Origin of the sequence: Bacillus solimangrovi, from assembly GCF_001742425.1 — a bacterium.
In the GTDB taxonomy this organism is placed as follows: domain Bacteria; phylum Bacillota; class Bacilli; order Bacillales; family Bacillaceae_N; genus Bacillus_AV; species Bacillus_AV solimangrovi.
In genome coordinates this window covers 1-15,274 of the sequence record NZ_MJEH01000010.1, presented here as the reverse complement: position 1 = coordinate 15,274, position 15,274 = coordinate 1, and the positions used below count along the sequence as shown (strand labels likewise).

Below are 15,274 nucleotides of genomic sequence, written 5' to 3'. Positions count from 1 at the left end.
CTAATATCAAAACAAAGTGCAACTTCCTACCACCACTGATCGTTACTTCCCACAGACATAATTGACTTATAAAATATCTATTATGAGTAACTTGTAAACAATTGATTTGCTTGCTCATGTAATTGACGAATGTCTAATTCAGTTGTACCTGTTTGTGCAAGTTTTTGTATGAGCATTGATACAAACTCTAGCTTCTCATGATTTTTCAAGTCAATAATCATTTCATCTAATTCAACTTGTTCAACACGTACGCCCGATTGCTTGAATAACTCTTCTGCATATGGGTGATTTTTATAATTTTTCGAATAGTACACCGTTTGTATACCAGCTTGTATTAATGCTTTTGTACAATGGATGCAAGGAAAATGTGTAACATAAATTTCTGCTCCTTCTGTTGGCACTCCAAACTTAGCACATTGTAATAAGGCATTCATCTCTGCATGAATCGTACGTACACAATGACTATCAATAACGTAACAGCCTTCATCTGTGCAATGTACACCACCCGAAACCGAACCATTATACCCTCCAGCAATCATACGTTTATCCCTAACAATTGTTGCTCCAACACTTAATCTCGTACAAGTACTACGAAGTGCTAGCAAATGACTTTGTGCCATGAAGTATTGATCCCAAGATATGCGTTCCATATTGTTATCCCCCAATTTCAAATACACTGTTGTCTCTTACGTTCAAGTGTACAAATTTTCAATAAGACTCGTCAATCAATTTATCACGTGCTAACACTGAAAGGCTTTAAAAGCTCTAAAAAATAAAAGCATTATCTTACGCTTGTACTAAAAAATTTTAGCGAAGATCTCATTCACTCAAACTAAGTATCGATAGTTAGTAAAGTCATCCGTTACTTACCGTACAGTAATCTCATCTTGTATTTTACTAAACGTTCCTTCACCAATACCTGCCACATCGAGAATCGATTCGATATTTTTAAATTCACCATTTTGATCACGATAATCTACGATCGCTTTTGCCTTTGAAGGACCAATTCCTGAAAGTTGTTGCAAATCTTCAACATCTGTACGGTTAATATTTATTTTCCCACCATTCTCTTTAAACGACTGTTCTATCAAAACTTCTCCTTCCTCGGGTACGAAGATGACCATTTCATCAACAAGTTTCTGTGCTAGATTAATCTGTGATTCATCCGCCTTTTCTTTAAACCCACCCGCCATCTGAATGCCATCCACTACTCTAGCATCATTTACAACTTCATAAACTCCCGGATTCATAACAGCTCCTTTTATATCAACGATTATTGTATGTGTAATATCTTCTTCCCGATTTGTCTCACTTTCTTTTTCATCTATAAATAGTTCTTCTGGTAAATCATCATCTTGTACAGGACGATACACTAATAAACCTAGACAAAAAATTATACTGGCAATAATTATGAGTAACCACTTTTTATGTTCTTGTAAATATTTACGACGCATTCTGTACTCCTTTGCATTTATGTTTCATATTTTATAAGTATCGCTCATATATTTTAGGAGAGAATTTCTTTCACGAAGGAGGGGCTCGATCACATGAGAATTGGACTAATTGGCACCGGAAATATGGGAACAATTTTGACAGAGGCATTCGCAGAAAGCTTATCTATTTCTTGTGAAAATATAATAATTACAAATCGAACGATATCAAAAGCAGAACGAATTAAACAACATTATCCGACTATACATGTAAGACCATCCGCCCACGAGGTTATCGCTGAAGCAGATTATATTTTTTTATGCGTTAAACCACTTGAAATCCATCCATTATTAAGGGAAATTAACCCTGAACTGTTACAAAATAAATGTTTCATTTCTATCACAAGCCCTGTTCACACGGATGAACTTGAACAGCTCATAAACTGTCCCGTAGTGCGTGCAGTTCCAAGTATAACGAATCGCTCACTTAGTGGTACTACACTAGTAACATTTGGACAATTATGCAATGAGCAACAAAAGAAAGATGTCTTGTATATGCTTCAAGAAATTTCTACTCCTGTTCAAATTGACAATAATGTCATAAGGATAGCTTCTGATCTTGCAAGTTGTGGGCCTGCGTTTTTCAGTTATTTAGCTCAATCTTACGTCGATGCTGCTGTAGAAAATACTGAAATTACAAAAGAACAGGCAACTATGTTAACTAGTAATATGTTAATCGGCTTAGGAAAACTTCTTGAAAAGCAAATCTACACGTTACCTTCCTTAGAAGAGAAGGTATGTGTGAAGGGCGGTGTAACTGGAAAAGGAATAGAAGTATTAGAGAAGTACGCATTGCAAATGTTCGAAGAGTTGGTGGCAGTGACACATGAAAAATATGAAATTGACAGGGATGAGGTTACGCAGCAGTTTCATTCTCGAACACAATAAAGAGGAAAAAACTATACTGTCCATTTCATTTTTCGACAGACAAGCAACTATTCCTGCAACAAAAAACCCCATAAATTCGTTCATGAAACAACATTTGTATCAGAAACGTGTCTATGGGGTCTTTCTCATATCTTTTTTTTCGCTATAAAAATCACTCGTTCTGCATTATCTGAATAATTATTCTGGAAATCGTAAAGCTTGCCCTCTAACTGAAAGCCTGTTTCATTTAGAAGTCTTTCATATACATCCTCTTCGAAAGTTCGTTGAATGTGTGTCTCATCAAATCGTTTATAATTATTCCCTTCACGCACAAAAAATGTTAAGTCATGCTCAACGGTTAACAGAGTTTCCCCTTCATAACATTGCCAGATAAAAGAAAGATCATCGTCATTGGAAGCATATGTTTGTCCAATAAATAATTCTCTTATCTTATAAGTGGAATGCACGTCAAACATAAACAGACCATCCTCTTTTAAAAATGAATGAATATTTATAAATGCTCGTTTCACATCTTCTTCTGCTTCCAAGTAATTCAAAGAATCACAATAGATAACAATTAAATCAAAAGGATTAAAGCCAGTTAATTGCCTCATATCTTGCTTAAAAAAATCTATTATTTGTTTCTCATGGACAGCCTTTTCTTGTGCAACAGCTAACATATCATCTGATAAATCTACACCGGATACATTCCACCCTTGCTTAGAAAGGCGAATAGACAACTCTCCTGTTCCACAGGCCAAATCAAGTAAACGATTCCCACTAATTCCATATTGGTCTGCCATTCTTCTTGTGAGCTTCAACCAATCATCATATGGTGCGTCTTGCATAAGTTTATCATATAAATATGCAAAAGCTTGGTATGCCATGATTTCCCCCCTTTTATCCATTTTGTTAAGTCAGCTACAACTCAATAGTCCATCGTCAACATCTATATAAATGTTCTGATGAACATATTGTCTTTAACAATCTTGAAACTTAACTTATAACCTTTAGTTGATAACACTTGTAGCTAAACATCTTTAAATATAATATTTTCTTATTTTGCAAAGAAAACTCGGCACATAGCCGAGTCTTCAATCATTGATAAAGTTCTTCTCCAATATCTTCATATGGAGCATCTCCCCACAGACGCTCAAGGTTATAATAATTACGCTCCTCACGATGGAAGATATGTGCAACAACATCACCTAAATCAACAAGAACCCAACGAGCATCATCAAATCCTTCAAGACGCTTCACGTTAATTTCTGCCTCATTCGCCTTCTCTTTCATCTCTCTTGCAATAGCCTGTACTTGTTTCTCAGAATTACCGTGACAAATTATAAAATAATCTGCAATTAGTGAAATACCTTTCATGTTTAGTACAACAATATCTTCTGCTCTTTTATCATCTGCTGCTTTTGCAGCCATAACAGCTAATTCACGTTCTGTCATTTAACTGCCACCTTTCTTCATTTGTTTTAATAATGTATTGTAAGTATTTAAAGTATCAGGATAAATCGTTACCCTCTTTTTCAGTAGAAAAATCATCGTGTTTTGTAAACATAAAACAATCGCCTTATTGATATCTTTCCGTGCTAATTCACGTACTTCTTCAACTCCGGGGAACTTCCTACCAGGTTCAATGTAATCAGCTAGAAAAACGACTTTATCTAATATCGTCATATGTTCATGACCTGACGTATGGAAACGTATTGCCTGTAAAACATTTTGATCCGTAATGCCAACCTCATTCTCTACGAGATAAGCTCCTACAGGCGCATGCCATAATTCTGTTCCATGCTCCAGAAGATCTTGAGGCATCTGTTGTTCAATAATAATTTGTTTCATTTCCTCTTTAGGACGAAACTTTGCATAATCATGGAATATTGCTGCTAACTCAGCTTTCTTAACATTTGCATCATAACGCTCTGCTAGTTCAATAGATGTTTGTGCAACACCAAGCGTATGTTCATAACGATGCTCAGTCAGCTGTTCCTTCACAATTTCTAATGCGAGGTTACGATCCATACAAATTATTCTCCTCTATATAAGTCTTCACATTCTCAGGCAATAAATAAACCGTATTACCTCCACGTTCACACCGCTCACGCAATGAAGTAGATGAAAGATCAATTTGTGGTGCTTCGATTTGAATAAGTGGGTATTTGGTTTCCATTTCATAACCTGGGCGTTTCATACCTACAAACTGGATTAACTTCATAAGTTCATCCACTTCATGCCACTTAGGTAAATATTCAACCATATCAGATCCAATAATAAAATAAAATGTATATTCTTTATATAATTCTTTTAAAACCTTAATCGTATCCACCGTATAAGAGCGACCTTCACGTTCGAATTCAATTAAATTGATTTTAAAATTATCGTTAGATTCAATGGCTCGTTTTACCATTTCAATGCGATGTTTACTTGAAGTAATTTCACGTGATTTATGAGGAGGTATATTGCTAGGAATAAACCAAATCTCATCTAATGATAATGCAATTAACACTTCTTGAGCAATGAGAAGGTGTCCATTATGCGGAGGATCGAAGGTTCCACCAATTAAGCCTATCTTTTTCACCTTCTAACCCTCCTTCGTTATCATTAACATTGTATTATTTAGGTAATACAATCTCTTTATTTTCTTTTGATTCTTTATATAATACAATAACATTTCCGATAATTTGCACAAGCTCTGCTCTTGCTCCTTGACTAAGTTGTTGTGCTACATCTTTTTTGTCTTCTCCACAATTTTGCAATATATTAACTTTTATTAATTCACGTGCCTCTAGCGCTTCTGAAATTTGTTTAACCATATTTTCATTTACACCACTCTTACCGACTTGAAAGATCGGATTTAAATGATGTGCTGCTGCTCGTAAAAAACGCTTCTGTTTACCTGTTAACATTGTTTACCCTCCAAGTTGAACTTTAACAATTTCTTCCATTCTAGCTTTATCAGGCTTTAATCCTGTCCATTTCTCAAAAGATAGTGCCCCTTGTCCAACAAACATCCCAATTCCATTAAGAATCATTGATCCTTTGGCTTCTGCTGTTTGTAGCCAAGCTGTCTGGATAGGATTATAGATAATATCACTTACAATTTTTCCACTTTCCAAATTATCTAATGCCATTGGCATTTGCTTGACATCTGGACTCATTCCTACTGCTGTTGTTTGAATCAACACATCATACTCATTTACCGTTACTTCTGCTTTTTGAATTGATTTTACATTAGATATAGTCGAATAAGGGCAACTATTGACAATACTTTCTGCTTTTTGTTCAGTTCGGTTTGTGATGTCTAATTGTGCTACACCACGCTTTGCTAACGATACGAAAATAGCTCTTGCTGCACCACCAGCACCCACTACTAATACTTTTTGTTCAGATAAAGGCTTTGCAAGCTTCGGAATTAATGATTCAACATAACCTTGACCGTCCGTATTATAACCTTTTAATTTTCCACCTTCATTCACAACTGTATTAACTGCACCTATAGCAACTGCTTCATCATCAATTTCATCTAGCAAATCCATGATAGCTACCTTATGTGGAATCGTTACATTAAAACCCTTTACATTAAGGACTCTTAACCCATTAACAGCTTGAGCAAGGTCATTGGGAGCTACATCAAATGCTTGATAATAATATGGTAATTCCAAATGATTAAAGGCATCATTATGCATGAGTGGTGACATAGAGTGCGAAACAGGATGTCCTAATAAACCAAATAATTCCCCCATAAATTTCACCTCCTACATCTTTCACGTTCCATTTGACGCTTAGACTCTGAATATACAGTTTAAAGAAACCAAAATAGTATAAATGAATGAATCAATAACAGTCATTAATTGTTTGATTTAACTACATCTAGCGGTAATAACAGTCTGTGAACTCGTACTTTATATAATTGAAGGGCGAACAGACACACCAACACCCTTTGGTACGTGCGCGACCACTGTTGCCCCTGGTTCGTTTATTACTACCCAACCTAATCCAGAAAAGACTAAATCAGTTTTCCCTTCACGAATTGTAAATTCATGCTTAATAAGTTCCGGAAAATCATCATGTTGCTCACGGTATGGTGGTTGCAATAATTCACCAACATTTTTTTTATATACTTCGTCGGCCTTATCCAACTTAGTCCTGTGGATATAAATATCATTTGATAAATAACATGTTAATGAGCGACGACCACCTGAGACATAATCCAATCTTGCTAATCCACCAAAAAACAACGTTTGTTCTTCATTCAATTGATAAACCTTTGGCTTGATTTCTTTTTTAGGAGAAATTACCCTCAAACCCTTCTTATCAACATAATGTGCCATTTGGTGATGATTAATGATCCCCGGTGTATCAAAAAGAATTGAATCTTCATCAAGAGGAATATCAATAAGATCAAGTGTAGTACCTGGGAATTGTGATGTTGTTATCACATCTCCACGCTCTTTTGAAAATTGCTTTATCAAATGATTAATGAAGGTTGACTTCCCTACATTTGTACAACCTACTACATAAACATCCTTACCGTTACGATACTTATCAATTAAACCGGCAAGTTCACGAATGCCATGACCTTTTGCTGCACTTATAAGTGCAACATCAACTGGTTTCAAACCTAGTTCTTTTGCTGATTGCTTCATCCAATTCATTAATCGGTTATGATTAACTGATTTTGGAAGCAAATCTAATTTATTACCAACTAACAAAACGGGATTATTCCCAGCAAATCGATGCAAACCAGGTAACCAACTACCATTAAAATCAAATATATCTACTACTTTTATAACTAGAGATTCTGTTTGTCCTATTCCATTTAAGATTTTCAGAAAATCATCATCTGTTAATGAAACATCTTGAATTTCATTATAATGTTTCAGGCGAAAACAACGCTGGCAAATTATCTCTTCTCTTTGCAACGCTGATGCAGGTGCATAACCGATTTCGTTTTTGTTCTCAGTTTGAATTTTAACACCGCAACCAATACAATCTACTCGTTCTTTCACATCTATTCCTCCCAATAAATCATCCCTTTTCGTTTCATCCAATTTAGAATGCGTCTTTCAAACTGACGATTTACTCGTGTAAACAGGCCATCTGATTGAGCAACTGGTACAACTAAAATCGTATGTACCCCTGTTAAATTACCACCGAGCACATCGGTCATTAACTGGTCACCAATAACAACGACTTCCTCTTTCTTCATACCCAACTTTTTCAAAGCTTTTTTAAATGACAATCGCATCGGTTTACGTGCACTGTAAATATAGGGAACTCCAAGAGGTTCAGCAAAAGTACGCACTCTTGCTTCATTGTTATTTGAAACAATCAAAACAGAGATACCGTTCTCTTGCATCTCGGTGAACCAATTTGTCAATTCAGGTGTTGCATCAGGTCGATCCCATTCCACTAGTGTATTATCTAAGTCCGTAATAACACCACGAACACCCTTTTCTATTAGATCCTCTGGTTTTATTTCGAAAATTGATTTTGCATGTTGATCAGGCATAAACTTCTTAAGCATATTGCTTCACCTCAATAACAGCTTTCATGTATAAGTTACATAAAGCTATATCTTTTTATCACATTCTAACTGACCATCTATAGTAGAAAACTGCTTCTGCTCACAAATAATAATTTTACTTATCAACTAGACTTATCTCATACTATATCTCCACTATGATAACGGATTTACTTATTACTTTCAAAAAAATTTCTAAAGGAGTTAAAATAAAAACTCATGAGAAAGTAATATTATAAAATCACAGAAAATTCTTTCGACATCTTTTGACATCTCCGATCACCTGTGGATAATATTATACACATTATCCACCTTACAACACCTTGTTTTTATAAACTTACGAACAACTTACCCACAACTTATCCCCCTTAACCTGTGGATACAAGAACGATTGTTCTGTTTGAAAATTCATGTTAAAGTAAAGTCATACAAAAATAAACAAGCCTACCATTATATTCAACAACCTCTTTAGATAGACTCGGAAAATTCCTCGGAGGTGAAAGGCAGTGCACATTACTAATATGTACAAGCTATCAGATGATTTACTTATTGAATCGTATATGAAAGCAATCGAATTAAAACTCAGTCCAGAATTCATCCACTTAATCGAGCAAGAATTAGTACTTCGTCATTTAACTGACAAAATAAAGATATCTTCCTAACACATATAATTTAATAACAACGATGAACCTTAATTGTTTCATCGTTGTTTTTTTGTATTTACCTTTTCTCTTCCTTTTATTCCTTTAAGTTACTTCACAAAATTTCTTTTATTTATATTCTATTTCTTCCTATTTAAGATGTATAATTCATTTGCATGCGAACGCTTTTTTTCATGAAGTATATCTATTGAATAAACAGCCACTTTGTGCTTACAATTATATTTATGACTGTCACCTTCTTACGTTAATTAATAATGTTGAGCACAGAAAATCCTAGACATGTTGTAATCATTTCCTTAATAGTTATAAATATGTTTTTTTAGCTCAACAATGAGCCTAACTGATTTCAAATCAGCGCTCAATTTTTTTTATCATATTGCAACTAATTTTTAAACAATCTTCAAAACCTAATAAGACTTAGAACAATTTTTACTTAGAAATAAAATCTCGGTAATTCTTATTACATAATTACCATTTATAACCAATTGAATCAACGCAACTCCTCAGTGAGAAGGCGATGTTCTTTTCACGAAAGAGTAGTTCATTATAGTCACAAACAGCTATAGTGAAAGTTCACAATAAACTTACAATTTTAAGGAGGCTCATTTATGCTGCATCTTGCTGTATTAGCACCAATATTATTTGCGGTGCTTGTACCGTTTCTCTATTCAAAAGTGCGGTCGATACATACGGGCTGGTTTGTACTAATTGTACCCGTTTCATTATTTTCTTATTTCCTATCGTATCTTCCAAAAATTAAGGAAGGAACAATTGTCCAAACAGTTAATTGGATACCTTCTCTTAACATTAATTATGACTTATACTTAGATGGTTTAAGCTTCTTATTCAGTATGTTGATAACTGGAATAGGCTCACTTGTCGTCCTTTATTCCATTTACTATTTACACAAAAGTGAGAAACTTGGTCATTTTTACGTGTATTTGCTTATTTTCATGACTGCAATGTTAGGTGTTGTCCTTTCTGATAACTTATTTGTTCTGTATACATTTTGGGAATTAACAAGCTTATCATCATTTTTATTAATCGGTTTTTGGAACCACAGAGAACGTTCACGTTATGGTGCACAAAAATCAATGCTCATTACAGTTTTCGGTGGTTTAGCAATGCTAGGGGGCTTTGTTCTTCTATCGGTTACGGCAGGAACTTCAAGCATTCGTGGTGTAATTGACAACGCGGATTTAGTCTTGAATAGCCCATTATTTACGGGAATCTTAATTTTAATTTTATTAGGCGCTTTTACTAAGTCAGCTCAATTTCCATTCCATATTTGGCTCCCAGATGCCATGGAAGCGCCAACACCTGTTAGTGCATATTTACACTCGGCGACAATGGTTAAGGCTGGTATTTATCTAGTAGCACGTTTGTCATTGCTATTTGCAGGCACTGATTTATTCTTTATCCTTGTTTCTGGTTTCGGACTTCTTACATTGTGTTGGGGGTCTTATATGGCAGTTCGCCAAACAGACTTAAAAGGAATTTTAGCATATTCGACGATCAGCCAACTCGGAATGATTATGTCTATGCTAGGTATTGGAACAGAAGTGGCTGTTTTCGCTGCCATTTTCCACATTTTTAACCATGCAACATTCAAAGGCTCACTCTTTATGGTCGCAGGAATTGTTGATCATGAAACAGGAACTCGTGACATTAGACGCCTTGGTGGACTAATGACATTAATGCCTATAACAGCAACACTTGCTTTATTTGGAACTTTTTCAATGGCTGGTATGCCATTACCAATCTTGAATGGATTTTTAAGTAAAGAAATGTTCTTTGAATCAACACTTAACCTAGGACATGAAGGCTCTAGTCTTGTTGCTACAGTAGCACCGTTCTATCCAATTATTGCGATTTTCGGTAGTATCTTTACTTTTGTCTATTCTGTTTTATTATTTTTCAAAACATTCACTGGAAAAGGCGACTTGTCAAAATTAGAGAAGAAACCACATGAGCCACCTTTCGGCATGCACCTTTCACCAGTTATATTAGTTGCACTCATCGTTATCATCGGGCTGTTTCCGAACTTAATTAATGGTCCAATAATTACGCCAGCTGTTGAAGCCGTTTATGGATCTGCTCCAGATAAGCATATTTACTTCTGGCACGGATTTAATAGTGTACCATTATTAATGTCACTAATTGTTGTGGCACTAGGACTGGTACTTTATATCACTCGAGAGAAATGGCTATCGTTCTATAACGTAATGCCTGGTCGATTTAGTGCAAACAAAACGTATGACTATATTGTAGAAAATGTTTTTACAATGTCTAAGAAAGCAACGAGTTTCTATATGACAGGATCTCTACGCCTATATATGTCATTAATCTTATTGTTCCTAGTGATTGTAACTGGTAGTATATTCATAATTACTGACGGTTTCTCAATATCAACAGACAATCTAGCACCAATAAATTGGACAGAAATCCTAATTGGTCTAATCATGGTTGGAGCTGCTTTTGCTACCGTTCTCTCAAACAATCGCATTACGTCAATATTAGTATTAGGTGTCGTTGGATTTGGACTTTCCCTCTTATTCGTTATCTATCGTGCACCCGATCTAGCATTAACTCAATTAATTGTAGAGACTGTTACTGTAGCTCTATTCTTATTATGCTTCTATCACTTGCCAGAACTGAAGAAACGTGAAGAAAGCGTTGGAAACAATTTACTGAATTGGATCATTTCGATTAGTGTTGGAACAATCATCACACTTACTGCAATTGCTTCACATAGCACAAAATTATTTGAAACAATATCTGACTATTTTGTAGAAACTTCCGTACCACTTGGGGGTGGGCATAATATCGTAAACGTTATTCTTGTAGATATGCGTGGATTAGATACTATGCTTGAAATCACTGTACTTGGCTTAGCAGCACTTGCAATCTTTACTATGATAAAATTACGAAAAGATGGGGAGGCGGACTAACAGATGGAAATAATCATGAGTATTGTCGCTGGATTGCTTTTTACAACTGGCGTTTATATGTTATTACAAAAGCAAATCTTGCGTATCATCATCGGTACTAGTCTAATTTCCCATGGTGCACACCTTTTAATATTAACGATGGGACGACTTAAGACAGGGGCACCCCCTATTATTGTTGAAGGGGTAACTCAATATACAGACCCATTGCCACAAGCGTTAATATTAACGTCAATTGTAATTAGCTTTGGAGTCACATCTTATTTACTCGTGCTTGCTTACCGCACTTATAAGACCAATCATACAGATAATATGGATGAATTGAGAGGTACGGAACATGAGTAATTTAGCGATTTTACCAATACTACTACCATTTTTAACAGGGATTTTAACAGCGTTTTTCCATAAGAAGTTGCCGCTTGTACGCAGCATTACAATTATCATGTCAATCGTTACGCTGCTTACATCTTTATATATTGCAAACATAGTTTTTACAGATGCTCCAATTTTGCTGGAAGCTGGAGATTGGATGGCACCGTTTGGAATTGTTCTTGTTGCTGACGGGCTTGCCATGACACTCGTTATAGTAACTGACCTGATTGCAGTTGCTTGTGCCATCTATGCAATGCGAAGCTTAGATGAAGAACGTGAACGATTCTATTTCTATACGTTCTTTCAACTTTTAATTGCTGGAGTTAGTGGTGCATTCCTTACTGGAGATTTGTTTAATTTATTCGTATTCTTTGAAGTCCTTTTAATGGCTTCCTATGGTCTAATTATCTTAGGAGGAACGAAGGAACAACTTCGTGAATCATTGAAATATGTTTTAATTAACGTTTTCTCATCAATGTTGTTCGTTACAACTGTCGCTTTCTTGTATTCAGTTACAGGAACTTTAAATATGGCACATCTAGCCGAACGAGTACAGCTGGCTGAACAGCAAGGTATTTTAACGACAATTTCTATACTTTTATTTCTTGTATTTGCGACGAAAGGAGCACTATTCCCACTTTATTTTTGGCTTCCGAAATCATATGCAGTACCTAACCCTGTTATTTCAGCATTGTTCGGAGCATTATTAACTAAAGTTGGGGTATACTCCATTCTACGTGTATTTACATTAATTTTTATTTATAAGACGGATATTACACATGAACTATTCATCATTCTCGCTGGTATTACGATGTTAATGGGTGTTGTCGGTGCTTTATCCACTTATAATGTAAAGCTGATTGTCGCTTATAATATTATTCCAGCTGTAGGGTTTATGATTATGGGAATTGGCATATACAATGAAACAGCACTTTCTGGTACGGTCTATTATTTAATTCATGATATGATCGTAAAAGGCGCGCTCTTTTTACTTGCTGGAGCCATGATAAAAATTACTGGTACGGCTGATTTACGTAAAATGGGTGGTTTAATTCGTAATCATCAGCTACTTGCTTGGCTATTCTTAATTGCAACAGTTACGTTAGCAGGTATCCCTCCATTTAGTGGTTTTATAGGCAAGTTCCTTTTAATAAAAGGCGGTTTTGAGAATGGAAATTATATAATTGTTGGAATGGCTCTACTTTCAAGCCTACTCATTCTGCTTTCTGTCCTCCGTATCTTTATTAACGGATTCTGGGGAGAAGCAAAACTTGAACCACATGAAGAAAAAGGAAGTGAGAAGGGGATGATTCTTCCAATTACTTTACTTCTTACGTTTTCCGTGTTACTTGGTATTGGAGCAGAGTGGTTTATCCCTTATGTTGAACAAATTACAGAAACACTCACAGACCCTTCAATCTATGTAAATACTGTGTTAAAGGAGTCATGAGTATGAACTTTCAAATCATTTTAAACATTTTAGTAGCATTTATTTGGATGTTTTTGTGGGAAACCTTTGATTTTTCTACGTTCGTTATCGGGTATTTTGTCGGGATGTTCTTACTATTCTTAATGCGTCGTTTCATCCCTGACTCATTTTATTTAGATCGTGTCTATGCAATCTGCAAACTGATTCTACTCTTTATTAAAGAGTTAATCTTAGCAAATTTATCTGTTGTGAAATTTGTTTATAAACCAAACTTAAAAACAGATACAAAACCAGGCATATTTGCTTTACCGATTGACCTAAAAACAAACTGGGAAATTACGCTTCTTGCAAACCTTATAACACTAACTCCAGGAACTTTGTCAGTTGCAGTTTCAAATGATTATTCAGTTATTTATATCCATGCAATGGATATTCCTAATGTAGAAGAACAAATCGATGGGATCAAAAATACATTTGAGAAAGCGATTATGGAGGTGACAAGGTAACATGTCTGATCTTTTAAGTATTGTTATTGATATTTGTTCTATTGTCATTGCCATTTCACTTGTCATGTTACTATACAGAGCTGTAAAAGGGCCTACAAACCCTGATAGAGCAGTCGCATTAGATACAATTGGGATTAACCTTATTGCATTAACAGGTCTTATGGCTATCAAAGTAGAAACGATAAAATTTAATGATATTATTCTTTTAATTGGGATTTTATCATTTATCGGTACAGTTGCGACTGCAAAATTTTTAGAAAAGGGTGTTATCATTGAACGAGATAATCATTAGTATACTGTTAATTATTGGCACCTTTTTTATCTTTTCTGGTTCATTAGGAATTGTTCGATTCCCTGACGTATACACTCGCTTACATGCCGCAACAAAAAGTGCAACACTTGGGGTCGCTGGAATTCTTCTTGCAGCTTTCTTGTTTTTTTACTTTAAAGAACATGTTGTAAGTGGTAAGCTCATCCTCGGTATTATCTTTGTTCTTTTAACTGCTCCAGTTGGAGGACATATGATTTCTCGAGCTGCCTACCATAGTGGTGTCAAACTATGGGAAAAAAGTGTAAAAGATGATATGAAAAATGCAAAATAAAGTAACAAACACAATATCTTATTTCATTAAAAAAGCGAAGTCACATAGTGATTTCGCTTTTTTCGTTTAATTCTTCATTCCAAACATATTTGATTAGTTTTATTTAGACGAAGAGGCAGAATGTTGCTTAATTCGTTCAATTAAATCCTTTTGGGTATGATCATCAATATCTAAATCAATCCCATAATAGTATCCACTATCATGACCTTCAATTTGCCAAACGGGAGTACCAGAGAATGAGAAACTTCGTCCTATTAATTGAAACATTATATCAATTTTTATATTATATTTTTTTAAGCTTAGATCATATTTTGTATACATCTTAAGTCCACCAGGACTAATATTATATATTTCAGCTCTACCAGGGCTACTTTTTCGACTTACATTATCAACTTCAACAATTGTAAACATACTTTGAAGTGGTGTTTTGAATTCATACCGAAATGTTTCATCTCTCTTATATTTTATTTGTAATCACCTCTGTATTCAGCATAAATATTCAACAATGGATTAATTACCCTGTAATGTAATTATAAACCTTGGAAATTTCAATGATTTTTTATTTCTTATATATTTTAATAAGAGTAATTTCACTTATCACAGGTGGTGTATTTTTTTAACTTAATTATTAAAACACTTCACATGTTCAGTAATTTTATCTCATAAAAAGATAAAGTCCTGTATAATTTTGATGAAATCAGGTAGTAATCCGTCCAAATCCACTAATAAATGACCTACACATGGACAAGATTACGTGAAAAATTTGGAATTAGACTACTATACGAAGAAGTTAACGACAAAGTCATTCATAAAATTACTACTCATTGCACAGTTACAAGACGTTGAAAGTTTACATTTGCTAAGC

19 protein-coding genes are annotated in these 15,274 nt (G+C 34.9%); 8 read left to right on the top strand and 11 right to left on the bottom strand.

Annotation, left to right across the window (positions count from 1 at the left end):
• Nucleotides 1-80: 80 nt before the first annotated feature.
• A complete protein-coding gene (locus tag BFG57_RS04355) occupies nt 81-650 on the bottom strand; it encodes a ComE operon protein 2 (protein WP_069716255.1) in 570 nt (189 codons plus the stop codon).
• Between the two features lie 216 nt (nt 651-866).
• Nucleotides 867-1,454 (bottom strand): helix-hairpin-helix domain-containing protein, encoded by a 588-nt coding sequence (locus BFG57_RS04350; protein WP_069716254.1) that lies wholly within the window; start codon nt 1,452-1,454, stop codon nt 867-869.
• Nucleotides 1,455-1,547: 93 nt separating this feature from the next.
• Between BFG57_RS04350 and comER the strand changes: the two genes are divergently transcribed.
• The gene (gene comER, locus BFG57_RS04345) at nt 1,548-2,378 is read left to right on the top strand and encodes a late competence protein ComER (protein WP_069716253.1); all 831 of its coding nucleotides are present in this window, start codon (nt 1,548-1,550) and stop codon (nt 2,376-2,378) included.
• A gap of 125 nt (nt 2,379-2,503) precedes the next feature.
• Here comER and BFG57_RS04340 read toward each other — a convergent pair whose 3' ends face one another.
• The 8 genes from BFG57_RS04340 to BFG57_RS04305 all read right to left on the bottom strand — a co-directional run bounded on the left by BFG57_RS04340 (nt 2,504) and on the right by BFG57_RS04305 (nt 7,893).
• Entirely contained in the window at nt 2,504-3,244 is a 741-nt protein-coding gene (locus BFG57_RS04340) for a class I SAM-dependent DNA methyltransferase (protein WP_069716252.1), read from the bottom strand.
• 211 nt (nt 3,245-3,455) lie between these two features.
• Complete coding sequence (gene rsfS / locus BFG57_RS04335) at nt 3,456-3,812, bottom strand: ribosome silencing factor (protein WP_069716251.1); 357 nt, start codon at nt 3,810-3,812, stop codon at nt 3,456-3,458.
• Nucleotides 3,813-4,388: a bis(5'-nucleosyl)-tetraphosphatase (symmetrical) YqeK gene (yqeK, locus tag BFG57_RS04330; protein ID WP_069716250.1), complete on the bottom strand. Its 576-nt coding sequence runs from the start codon at nt 4,386-4,388 to the stop codon at nt 3,813-3,815.
• Nucleotides 4,378-4,944: a nicotinate-nucleotide adenylyltransferase gene (locus BFG57_RS04325; RefSeq protein ID WP_069716249.1), complete on the bottom strand. Its 567-nt coding sequence runs from the start codon at nt 4,942-4,944 to the stop codon at nt 4,378-4,380. Before BFG57_RS04325 ends, yqeK begins: the two co-directional genes overlap by 11 nt.
• A gap of 34 nt (nt 4,945-4,978) precedes the next feature.
• Nucleotides 4,979-5,272, bottom strand: coding sequence for a ribosome assembly RNA-binding protein YhbY (gene yhbY, locus BFG57_RS04320; RefSeq protein ID WP_069716248.1), 294 nt, complete (start codon nt 5,270-5,272; stop codon nt 4,979-4,981).
• 3 nt (nt 5,273-5,275) lie between these two features.
• A complete protein-coding gene (gene aroE / locus BFG57_RS04315) occupies nt 5,276-6,109 on the bottom strand; it encodes a shikimate dehydrogenase (protein ID WP_069716247.1) in 834 nt (277 codons plus the stop codon).
• A gap of 159 nt (nt 6,110-6,268) precedes the next feature.
• On the bottom strand, nt 6,269-7,375 hold the full coding sequence (gene yqeH / locus BFG57_RS04310) for a ribosome biogenesis GTPase YqeH (protein WP_069716246.1): 1,107 nt from the start codon (nt 7,373-7,375) through the stop codon (nt 6,269-6,271).
• A gap of 2 nt (nt 7,376-7,377) precedes the next feature.
• Nucleotides 7,378-7,893: a YqeG family HAD IIIA-type phosphatase gene (locus tag BFG57_RS04305; protein ID WP_069716245.1), complete on the bottom strand. Its 516-nt coding sequence runs from the start codon at nt 7,891-7,893 to the stop codon at nt 7,378-7,380.
• A 518-nt stretch (nt 7,894-8,411) separates the two neighbouring features.
• Between BFG57_RS04305 and BFG57_RS04300 the strand changes: the two genes are divergently transcribed.
• The 7 genes from BFG57_RS04300 (at nt 8,412) to mnhG (ending at nt 14,409) form a co-directional block, all read left to right on the top strand.
• Complete coding sequence (locus BFG57_RS04300) at nt 8,412-8,552, top strand: sporulation histidine kinase inhibitor Sda (protein ID WP_069716308.1); 141 nt, start codon at nt 8,412-8,414, stop codon at nt 8,550-8,552.
• 608 nt (nt 8,553-9,160) lie between these two features.
• Entirely contained in the window at nt 9,161-11,503 is a 2,343-nt protein-coding gene (locus tag BFG57_RS04295) for a Na+/H+ antiporter subunit A (RefSeq protein ID WP_069716244.1), read from the top strand.
• A 3-nt stretch (nt 11,504-11,506) separates the two neighbouring features.
• The gene (locus BFG57_RS04290) at nt 11,507-11,845 is read left to right on the top strand and encodes a Na(+)/H(+) antiporter subunit C (RefSeq protein ID WP_069716243.1); all 339 of its coding nucleotides are present in this window, start codon (nt 11,507-11,509) and stop codon (nt 11,843-11,845) included.
• Complete coding sequence (locus tag BFG57_RS04285) at nt 11,838-13,322, top strand: Na+/H+ antiporter subunit D (protein ID WP_069716242.1); 1,485 nt, start codon at nt 11,838-11,840, stop codon at nt 13,320-13,322. Before BFG57_RS04290 ends, BFG57_RS04285 begins: the two co-directional genes overlap by 8 nt.
• A gap of 2 nt (nt 13,323-13,324) precedes the next feature.
• A complete protein-coding gene (locus tag BFG57_RS04280; RefSeq protein ID WP_069716241.1) occupies nt 13,325-13,807 on the top strand; it encodes a Na+/H+ antiporter subunit E in 483 nt (160 codons plus the stop codon).
• A gap of 1 nt (nt 13,808) precedes the next feature.
• The gene (locus BFG57_RS04275; RefSeq protein ID WP_069716240.1) at nt 13,809-14,099 is read left to right on the top strand and encodes a Na(+)/H(+) antiporter subunit F1; all 291 of its coding nucleotides are present in this window, start codon (nt 13,809-13,811) and stop codon (nt 14,097-14,099) included.
• On the top strand, nt 14,080-14,409 hold the full coding sequence (mnhG, locus tag BFG57_RS04270; protein WP_069716239.1) for a monovalent cation/H(+) antiporter subunit G: 330 nt from the start codon (nt 14,080-14,082) through the stop codon (nt 14,407-14,409). The genes BFG57_RS04275 and mnhG overlap by 20 nt, the downstream gene beginning before the upstream one ends.
• A gap of 99 nt (nt 14,410-14,508) precedes the next feature.
• Here mnhG and BFG57_RS04265 read toward each other — a convergent pair whose 3' ends face one another.
• Complete coding sequence (locus BFG57_RS04265; protein ID WP_139125058.1) at nt 14,509-14,820, bottom strand: PilZ domain-containing protein; 312 nt, start codon at nt 14,818-14,820, stop codon at nt 14,509-14,511.
• Nucleotides 14,821-15,274 lie beyond the last annotated feature (454 nt).

What these genes read in the sequence shown, in the direction of transcription:
- BFG57_RS04350 (WP_069716254.1), bottom strand. Translation starts at nt 1,454, where the DNA reads ATGCGTCGTAAATATTTACAAGAACATAAAAAGTGGTTACTCATAATT.
- aroE (WP_069716247.1), bottom strand. Translation starts at nt 6,109, where the DNA reads ATGGGGGAATTATTTGGTTTATTAGGACATCCTGTTTCGCACTCTATG.
- BFG57_RS04355 (WP_069716255.1), bottom strand. Translation starts at nt 650, where the DNA reads ATGGAACGCATATCTTGGGATCAATACTTCATGGCACAAAGTCATTTG.
- BFG57_RS04290 (WP_069716243.1), top strand. Translation starts at nt 11,507, where the DNA reads ATGGAAATAATCATGAGTATTGTCGCTGGATTGCTTTTTACAACTGGC.
- BFG57_RS04265 (WP_139125058.1), bottom strand. Translation starts at nt 14,820, where the DNA reads ATGTTTACAATTGTTGAAGTTGATAATGTAAGTCGAAAAAGTAGCCCT.
- BFG57_RS04340 (WP_069716252.1), bottom strand. Translation starts at nt 3,244, where the DNA reads ATGGCATACCAAGCTTTTGCATATTTATATGATAAACTTATGCAAGAC.
- yqeK (WP_069716250.1), bottom strand. Translation starts at nt 4,388, where the DNA reads ATGGATCGTAACCTCGCATTAGAAATTGTGAAGGAACAGCTGACTGAG.
- BFG57_RS04275 (WP_069716240.1), top strand. Translation starts at nt 13,809, where the DNA reads ATGTCTGATCTTTTAAGTATTGTTATTGATATTTGTTCTATTGTCATT.
- comER (WP_069716253.1), top strand. Translation starts at nt 1,548, where the DNA reads ATGAGAATTGGACTAATTGGCACCGGAAATATGGGAACAATTTTGACA.
- BFG57_RS04295 (WP_069716244.1), top strand. Translation starts at nt 9,161, where the DNA reads ATGCTGCATCTTGCTGTATTAGCACCAATATTATTTGCGGTGCTTGTA.
- BFG57_RS04280 (WP_069716241.1), top strand. Translation starts at nt 13,325, where the DNA reads ATGAACTTTCAAATCATTTTAAACATTTTAGTAGCATTTATTTGGATG.
- yhbY (WP_069716248.1), bottom strand. Translation starts at nt 5,272, where the DNA reads ATGTTAACAGGTAAACAGAAGCGTTTTTTACGAGCAGCAGCACATCAT.
- rsfS (WP_069716251.1), bottom strand. Translation starts at nt 3,812, where the DNA reads ATGACAGAACGTGAATTAGCTGTTATGGCTGCAAAAGCAGCAGATGAT.
- BFG57_RS04285 (WP_069716242.1), top strand. Translation starts at nt 11,838, where the DNA reads ATGAGTAATTTAGCGATTTTACCAATACTACTACCATTTTTAACAGGG.
- BFG57_RS04300 (WP_069716308.1), top strand. Translation starts at nt 8,412, where the DNA reads ATGTACAAGCTATCAGATGATTTACTTATTGAATCGTATATGAAAGCA.
- BFG57_RS04305 (WP_069716245.1), bottom strand. Translation starts at nt 7,893, where the DNA reads ATGCTTAAGAAGTTTATGCCTGATCAACATGCAAAATCAATTTTCGAA.